This window comes from Xanthobacter sp. BG11Y11_SDJG (assembly GCF_057364445.1).
Genome location: NZ_JBNFNU010000361.1, coordinates 1 through 4,283, shown reverse-complemented (window position 1 = coordinate 4,283; position 4,283 = coordinate 1). Strand labels below are relative to the sequence as shown.

Genomic DNA, 4,283 nt, shown 5'->3' with positions numbered 1-4,283 from the left:
CAAGGTGGGCAAGAGCCTGCCGAAGCCGGTGGGCGTGGACGCCGCCCGCGCGCTCGCCGACCCCGCAACCCGCGCCGGGGAGGACCGCGAACCCTGGATCCTCGCCCGCGACGCCGCCGTGCTGGCCCTGCTCTACGGAGCGGGGCTGCGCATCTCCGAAGCGCTGTCGTTCACCCCGGCCATGATCGCGGGCGACGCGGACCAGGTCACGATCCTCGGCAAGGGCGGGAAGGCCCGCATGGTGCCGCTGATCGCGCCGGTGCGGACGGCGATCGCCGACTATGTGGCGCTGTGCCCCTATGCGCTCGGGACGGACGGCCCGCTGTTCCGCGGCGCCAAGGGGGCGACGCTCTCGCCGCGCATCGTCCAGGCGGCGGTGGAGCGCATGCGCGGCGCCCTCGGCCTGCCGGCGAGCGCGACCCCGCACGCCTTGCGCCATTCGTTCGCCACCCACCTGCTGGCGCGCGGCGGCGACCTGCGCTCGATCCAGGAGCTGCTGGGCCACGCCTCGCTCTCCACCACCCAGATCTACACCCAGGTGGACCAGGCGGCGCTCATGGCCGCCTACAGGGCAGCGCACCCGCGGGCGTGAGATGGGCGCAGGACCTCTTGCCTGGCCCGGCACGGCCACCGCAAACTGCGCCCTCAACCCTTGCGGACCCCGCCATGACCGCCATCCGCCCCGTCATCGACCACATGTCGCTCACCTGCGCCGACCTCGCCCGCGCGGTGCGCTTCTACGATGCCGTGCTGGCGCCGCTCGGCCTCGTGCGGGTGGCGGACTATGACGAGGAGGAGGGCGCCTCCGCCTGCTGGGGCCCGCCGGGCACGCTGCCGGCACCGGAGGGCATGCCGGGGGCGGCGCCGTTCTGGGTACAGTATCGCGATGCGGTGTTCACGCCGCCGCCCGGCACCCATGTCTGCTTCTGCGCGCCGGACCGGGCGGCGGTTCACGCCTTCCACGCCGCCGGCCTCGCCGCGGGCGGCACCGACTACGGCGCGCCGGGCCTGAGGCCCCATTACGGGCCGGGCTATTACGCCGCCTTCCTGATGGACCCGGACGGCTGGCGCATCGAAGCCGTCACCTATGGCGGGTGATGCACACGGCCAAGCTGACGCCGAGGTCCGTACACGTCCGCGTGAGAATGCCGGGAATTGCCTGTAATTGAGGCGCCCGCCGCGGTCCCGCGCGCTTCGCAGCGCCGGCCAGGCGGGGTTAGGCTGGGGTTTCCGTTACAGGAGGACCTGCCGATGAAGCGCCTTGCCTTCGCTCTTTGCGCCCTCGCCGCCGTCTCCGTCGCCGCTCCCGCCTTCGCCGGCGGCTCTGGCTGTGCCAGCGCCCAGGACAAGAGCGCCCAGACCGAAAGCACCCACAAGGGCAGCTGACGGCCGACCGCGCGACCGGCGGGAACCGCCGGGCCTCTCGCGCGTTAAGGGATCACGGCGCGCCCTTGCCCCGAAGGTTCAGCCCCCCGGGGGCGGGGCGCACGTTCATCTGACCTCCATACCCTCCGGCCTTGGCCGGAGGGTTTTTTTCTGCGCAGGCGGCGGCGTCACATGTGGATGGCGCGCTTCTCCACCGCCATGGCCGCCTCCTTCACCGCTTCCGAGCGGGTGGGGTGGGCGTGGCAGGTGCGGGCGAGGTCTTCCGACGAGCCGCCGAACTCCATCAGCACCGCGCATTCGTGGATCATCTCGCCGGCCTCGGGGCCGATGATGTGGGCGCCCAGCACCTTGTCGGTGGCGGCGTCGGCGATGATCTTCACGAAGCCGTCCGTGGTGTTGTTCACCTTGGTGCGGCCGTTGGCGGTGAAGGGGAACTTGCCGACCTTGTAGGCGACGCCCGCGGCCTTCAGCTCGTCCTCGGTCTTGCCCACCGAGGCGACCTCCGGGAAGGTGTAGACCACGCCGGGGATCACGTCGTAGTTCACGTGGCCCGCCTTGCCGGCCAGCTGCTCCGCCAGCGCCACGCCCTCGTCCTCGGCCTTGTGGGCGAGCATGGGGCCGACGATCACGTCGCCGATGGCGTAGATGCCGGGCACGTTGGTGGCGAAGTGGTGGTCGGTGACCACGCGGCCGCGCGCATCCTTGGCGACACCCGCCTTCTCCAGCCCGAGGCCCTGGGTGTAGGCGATGCGGCCGATGGCGACCAGCACCACGTCCGCCTCGATCACCTCGGCGGCGCGCCGGCGGCGGGCTCCACCGTGACCTTCAGGGTCTTGCCCTTGGTGTCGACGCCCGTGACCTTGGTGCCGAGCTTGAAGGTGAAGCCCTGCTTGTCGAGGATGCGCTGGAACGACTTGGCCACGTCCGAATCCATGCCGGGCAGGATGCGGTCGAGGAATTCCACCACCGTGACCTGAGCGCCGAGGCGCCGCCACACCGAGCCCAGTTCCAGGCCGATGACGCCCGCGCCGACCACCACCAGCTTGCCGGGGACCTTGGGCAGCTTCAGCGCGCCGGTGGAGGAGACGATGCGCTCCTCGTCGATGGTCACGCCCGGCAGGGGCGCGACGTCCGAGCCGGTGGCGATGACGATGTTCTTCGTCTCCAGCACCTCGACCTTGCCGTCGGCATTGAGCGTGACCTCAACCTTGCCGGTGCCAAGGATCTTGCCGGCGCCCATATAGACGTCGACCTTGTTCTTCTTCAGCAGGAACTCGACGCCCTTCACGTTGCCGTCCACGCCGCGGTCCTTGAAGGCCAGCATGGCGGGAAGGTCGAGCTTGGGAGCCGGGACGCCGATGCCCATCTCGCCGAACTTGTGGCCCGCTTCCTCGAACAGCTCGGAGGCGTAAAGCAGCGCCTTGGAGGGGATGCAGCCCACGTTCAGGCAGGTGCCGCCATGGGTGCCGCGCTTCTCCACCACCGCGACCTTGAGCCCGAGCTGGGCCGCGCGAATGGCGCACACATAGCCGCCGGGGCCGGTGCCGATGACGATGAGATCGTAGGACATGTGAGAGACGTTCCTTGGCGGTTCAGCTAGCCATCAGCCGATGGACTTCAGCCTGCTTTTCGCAATCCCGACGCAGGCTGTCGGCTCCGAAGTCGATCTCGTAGCCGCTGTCGTCGAGCCAGAAGATGGAATGTCCGTATTCGGACACGGAAACGGCATCGAAGTTCTTAGGATCTTGCCGCAGATACGCGAAGACCTCCCCGTCCGCGAGTATCGGACGCACATCGACAACGCCCTCGTAGCCATCGGTGAAGACGAGCTTCAAAACGCCATAGATGACCGGGGTGGCCGAGACGATCCTGGGTAGCTCACTCATCGAAGGGGCTCCAAAGGCAGTTTTTCGATCGCACGCACGAATGTGTCGGTCAGCAGGTCCTTTCTTTGGGACGCCCATTCCAGAACGGAGCGCCGCTTGCTCTCCGGAAGTGTCCCCCGCAGCAGCCGCAAGGTCTGAATATGGATGCTCGCGCGGTGTTCGCCAAACTCCGTGTGGAAATGCGGCGGCGGATGATCGTTAGGGTAAAACTTGATCTTTACCCCGTCGACCACCGCCACCGTCGGCATCGCTCAGCCCCGTCCTCACAGATCCAGCACGAGCCGCGCCGGGTCCTCCAGGGTCTCCTTCACGCGCACCAGGAAGGTCACGGCCTCGCGGCCGTCGACGATGCGGTGGTCGTAGGACAAAGCGAGGTACATCATCGGGCGGATCACCACCTGGCCCTTGATGGCCACCGGGCGCTCCTCGATGCGGTGCATGCCGAGGATGCCCGACTGCGGCGCATTCAGGATCGGCGTGGACATCAGCGAGCCGTAGATGCCGCCATTGGTGATGGTGAAGGTGCCGCCCTGCATCTCGTCGATGCCGAGCTTGCCGTCGCGGGCCTTGCGGCCGTAGCCGGCGATCTGCTTCTCGATCTCGGCGACCGAGAGCAGGTCCGCGTCGCGCACCACCGGCACCACCAGGCCCTTCTCGGTGCCGACCGCGATGCCGATATTGTAGTAGTTCTTGTAGACGATGTCGGTGCCGTCGATCTCGGCATTGACCGCCGGGATGTCCTTCAACGCCGCGATCACCGCCTTGGTGAAGAAGCCCATGAAGCCGAGCTTCACGCCGTGCTTCTTCTCGAACGCATCCTTGAACTGCGCGCGCAGCGCCATCACCGCGCTCATGTCCACGTCGTTGAACGTGGTGAGCATGGCGGCGGTGTTCTGCGCATCCTTCAGGCGGCGCGCGATGGTCTGGCGCAGCTTGGTCATCTTCACCCGCTCTTCGCGGGGCGGCGTCGTCGGCGCTCGACGGCGCGCGCGCGGCGGCCGGCGCCGGAGC

General features: G+C 68.5%; 5 protein-coding genes and 2 pseudogenes. 3 read left to right on the top strand and 4 right to left on the bottom strand.

All coding sequences use genetic code 11. From position 1 onward, the window contains the following. From AC2W7M_RS20710 to AC2W7M_RS20700, 3 genes are all read left to right on the top strand, one after another. Positions 1-592: tyrosine-type recombinase/integrase (locus tag AC2W7M_RS20710; RefSeq protein ID WP_486134545.1), on the top strand; the 592-nt coding region annotated here is incomplete at its 5' end. 74 nt (positions 593-666) lie between these two features. After that, positions 667-1,098, top strand: a complete 432-nt coding sequence (locus AC2W7M_RS20705) for a VOC family protein (protein ID WP_486134543.1) — start codon at positions 667-669, stop codon at positions 1,096-1,098. A 153-nt stretch (positions 1,099-1,251) separates the two neighbouring features. Continuing rightward, positions 1,252-1,386, top strand: a complete 135-nt coding sequence (locus AC2W7M_RS20700; protein WP_486134541.1) for a hypothetical protein — start codon at positions 1,252-1,254, stop codon at positions 1,384-1,386. Positions 1,387-1,553: 167 nt separating this feature from the next. Here AC2W7M_RS20700 and lpdA read toward each other — a convergent pair. The 4 genes and pseudogenes from lpdA to odhB all read right to left on the bottom strand — a co-directional run. Then, a pseudogene (gene lpdA, locus AC2W7M_RS20695) lies at positions 1,554-2,956 on the bottom strand (dihydrolipoyl dehydrogenase). A gap of 22 nt (positions 2,957-2,978) precedes the next feature. Further along, complete coding sequence (locus AC2W7M_RS20690; protein ID WP_486134539.1) at positions 2,979-3,272, bottom strand: DUF2442 domain-containing protein; 294 nt, start codon at positions 3,270-3,272, stop codon at positions 2,979-2,981. Continuing rightward, on the bottom strand, positions 3,269-3,520 hold the full coding sequence (locus AC2W7M_RS20685) for a DUF4160 domain-containing protein (protein WP_486134537.1): 252 nt from the start codon (positions 3,518-3,520) through the stop codon (positions 3,269-3,271). Before AC2W7M_RS20685 ends, AC2W7M_RS20690 begins: the two co-directional genes overlap by 4 nt. A 15-nt stretch (positions 3,521-3,535) precedes the next feature. Beyond that, positions 3,536-4,283 (bottom strand): annotated as a pseudogene (gene odhB / locus AC2W7M_RS20680) (2-oxoglutarate dehydrogenase complex dihydrolipoyllysine-residue succinyltransferase); the annotation flags it as partial.